Annotated in this window: 3 protein-coding genes and 2 pseudogenes; 3 read left to right on the plus strand and 2 right to left on the minus strand. The window is 62.4% G+C overall.

Annotation, left to right across the window (positions count from 1 at the left end):
- A pseudogene (locus ACTHL0_RS18910) lies at positions 1-395 on the minus strand (GlxA family transcriptional regulator); the annotation flags it as partial.
- A gap of 225 nt (positions 396-620) precedes the next feature.
- Here ACTHL0_RS18910 and ACTHL0_RS18915 point away from each other — a divergent pair.
- On the plus strand, positions 621-1,256 hold the full coding sequence (locus tag ACTHL0_RS18915; protein ID WP_440568389.1) for a cysteine hydrolase family protein: 636 nt from the start codon (positions 621-623) through the stop codon (positions 1,254-1,256).
- A gap of 84 nt (positions 1,257-1,340) precedes the next feature.
- Positions 1,341-2,339, plus strand: a complete 999-nt coding sequence (locus tag ACTHL0_RS18920) for a hypothetical protein (protein WP_440568391.1) — start codon at positions 1,341-1,343, stop codon at positions 2,337-2,339.
- A gap of 40 nt (positions 2,340-2,379) precedes the next feature.
- Here the strand turns inward: ACTHL0_RS18920 and ACTHL0_RS18925 are convergent.
- Positions 2,380-2,539 (minus strand): annotated as a pseudogene (locus ACTHL0_RS18925) (putative toxin-antitoxin system toxin component, PIN family); the annotation flags it as partial.
- A 46-nt stretch (positions 2,540-2,585) separates the two neighbouring features.
- Between ACTHL0_RS18925 and ACTHL0_RS18930 the strand changes: the two are divergent.
- Positions 2,586-3,224, plus strand: a complete 639-nt coding sequence (locus tag ACTHL0_RS18930) for a tyrosine-type recombinase/integrase (protein ID WP_440568393.1) — start codon at positions 2,586-2,588, stop codon at positions 3,222-3,224.
- The last annotated feature ends 48 nt before the right edge of the window (positions 3,225-3,272 follow it).

Here is a 3,272-nt window from a genome sequence, read left to right on the forward strand (position 1 = left end):
GCGGCCAACACGAACGCCCCCAGGCACAAGCCCACCATCTGGGCGCCGCGCGCGTGCGCGTCGCGCAACGCGTTCAGCAGCGGCTCGCTTGGTGGTTCGAGCGCGTTGCGCCAGCTCGGCACGATCACGACATCGGCTGCGGCGATCGCCTCCAGCCCATGCGGCGCGGCGATCGCGAAGCCGGCCGTCGTCCGCAACATGCCCGGTTCGACCGCGCAGACGCGGACGTCGAAGCGAGGCACGCCGCCCGCAGAGTAGTCTTCGCCGAACACGATGCATGGCACGGAAAGATGAAATGGGCTGATGCCGTCGAAGGCGACGACCGCGACGATGGCGGGTGATGGCGATGCGAGCGGAGCGGGAGGCACGGTAGGCGAAGCGGAGACGGGTGTCATGGCGGCCTTTCGTTTTTGTGGCGTTGACGTGCAGAGCGGGCGAAGAATACCGCCGCCGGCTGACGCTGAGAATGGCCCGATTATATCGATGAATGGCACTTGGGCCGCTGTCGGGGGCAAGGCGGTTTAGGAACAATGTGACCCATGCCGTCGCCGCGCATCGCTGCGCAAGCATCGCCCGATACGACACGACGCGCTGAATCCGTCAACGAAAGGAGATTCGCCATGTCCAACTCGCCGCGCCGTGCACTGATTGTCATCGACGTCCAAAACGAATACGTCACCGGCGCTCTGCCGATCGAATATCCGCCCGTGCAGGATTCGCTTGCCAACATCGCGCGCGCTATCGATGCGGCGCAGGCCCATGGGGTACCGGTGATCGTTGTCCAGCATCTCGAGCGGCCCGATGCATCGATGTTTGCGCGGGGCTCGCACCGGGCAGAGCTGCATTCGGTCGTGGCCACCCGGCCCTATGATCACTTGATCGAGAAGACGCTGCCGAGTTCGTTCGCGGGCACGGATCTGGCCGATTGGCTGACTGAACATGGGATCGATACGCTTGCGGTCGTTGGCTATATGACCCATAACTGCAATATATCGACGGTGTTGCATGCCTCGCATGCCGGCATGAAGGTGGAGTATTTGAACGATGCGACCGGCGCGCTGCCCTACGAGAACGACGCCGGCTATGCGAGTGCGGAAGAAATCCATCGCGCCTTCACCGTCGTGATGCATTCCCGCTTCGCCGCGGTGGTGGGCGTGAACGCTTGGATTGCCGCCCTCGAGGCGGGCGAGCCGATCGCGCGCGGATCGATCGGCGCGTCAAACACGAAGGCCCGGGAACGGGCGGCTGCTGCATAACGCGCGCATCGGTGAACCAGCGTGTTTCGTCGCACTATGTGAGCTTCGTATTATCGCTACTGTCGACGTAAGGGGGACATTCACATGACAACGCACCATCGCATTCGTTCGTGTGTGGTCTACGCAAGCGCGATCGCGGCGCTGTCGGGCGCGTGCATGGCGCACGCCGAGGACAGCGCATCCGATTCCACGTCTGCATCGTCGGGGCGAAAGATCGATGTCTATGCGGTGTACGGCGATGGTAGCGCGTCCACCGGCGGAGATATGCGTTGGCGAGCCTACGAAATCGGCTTTGGCGACGCCCTGAACGACTACCTTTCGGCCTACGTCGCCTATCTGAACGAGGGGCACCCGTTCAACCACCACCGCGACGGCTTCGCCGCCCTGGGAGCGTTTCGCTGGCCGATCAACGATCGCGTGACCCTCGAATTTTCGGCCGGGCCGTATTTCAGTATGGACACGACGCACGTCGATAGCCAGCCGCGCAACGAGAAACGCTGGGGTGTGCGGGCATCGGCGGCTGTACGGTATTACCTGGTTCCCAACGGCTTCTTCCTCAAGTTGCAGTACAACCATGTCCAGGTGATCGACGGATTCCACTCCGACATGGTGCTCTTCGGTATCGGTGCGGATTTTGGCGGCAACCCCAAACCGGCGTTTTCGGATGGCAGGACACAGGTGAGTGTCTGGGCCGGGACGTCGCAGACGAATCATCCGCAGGTGCCCATCGAGAAAGGCTACATGGTCGAAGTCAAACGGCCACTTGGGAACGCCTGGGCGTATTCGGGGAGCTTTGTCTACGAAGGCAACAATGGGGTGGCGGGCAGGAGAGGGCTGGCGGCGCAGTTCTGGTACGTGGCGCCGATCCTACGCAAATGGACCTTATCGGCGGGCGTGGGCCCCTATCTCTCCTATGACCGTGACGAGGTCTCGCACAAGACGCGGCTCAATGCGCTGTTCAGCACGCAAGTAAGTTATCAGGTGACAAACAATTGGGCCGCCAGCCTGCGCTTCAATCGCGTGGCAACCGGCAATGACAAAGACCAGGATCTGTTCATGGTCGGGGTGGCGCGCAATTTCTAGCGTTCGGCAACATGAGCTCAACGGCATTGAGCGTCAGTGAGAGTGCTTCGGCACAGAACGCTGCAGGCGTAACGATGCGAGCGTGACCCAGGTTGCCCCGTTGCAAGTCCGGCGCGATGATCGCCGGTCACGAGGTAGTCCACTTCGCCGGTCCGGGCCATCGCAAGCAGGAAGGCATCGTTGGGGTCGTCGGTCTCGATGTTGACCAGCAGATGATTCAGGACGATTGAAGAGGTCGAGCGGGTGTTGAACCTGCCCGACACGACGACGGCGCTGGGTGTGCGAGATCGAGCGATGCTGGAGACGCTGTACAGCACGGGGATCCGGCGGATGGAGATCATCGGGCTGCAACAGCGCGACGTCGACTACGATCGCGGCACGCTGATGATTCGGCAGGACAAGGGCAAGAAAGATCGGATAACTCCGATCGGCGATCGAGCGCTGGCCTGGGTGGCCCGGTATCGCGACGAGGTCCGGCCGGAGTTGGCGATCGCGGGCGACGATGGCACGCTGTTCTTGACGGTAACGGGCCAAGCGTTCTCGGATAACCGGATGACGCAGATGGTGCGCAACTGCGTGCGAGCGGCGGGCCCGGGCAGCATCGGTAGTTGCCACTTGTTCCGGCATGCGATCGCCACGCAGATGCTGGAAAACGGGACGGACGTTCGGTTCATTCAAGCGATGCTGGGGCACGCGGACATCAAGACGACGCGGGTCTATACGCGGGTGAGCATCCGGGCGCTGAAGGATATCCATTCGGCTACGCATCCGGCGCGGCTTACGCGTGCGACACTGAGGCCGGAGGATGAACCGCCGGCGACGGTGGCCGACTTGCTGGATGCACTGGACGCCGAGGCGCAGGCCGAGGGCGAAGCGGAGGAATAGGTGAACTTACGGGAGTGGTTAAAATGGCGCCATGCGTGACTGAGCTTA

This window comes from Trinickia sp., from assembly GCF_051961175.1.
Classification (GTDB): Bacteria; Pseudomonadota; Gammaproteobacteria; order Burkholderiales; family Burkholderiaceae; genus Trinickia.

Bases quoted from the DNA above. Each gene is read 5' to 3' on its own strand.
- ACTHL0_RS18915 (WP_440568389.1), top strand. From the start codon at position 621: ATGTCCAACTCGCCGCGCCGTGCACTGATTGTCATCGACGTCCAAAAC.
- ACTHL0_RS18920 (WP_440568391.1), top strand. From the start codon at position 1,341: ATGACAACGCACCATCGCATTCGTTCGTGTGTGGTCTACGCAAGCGCG.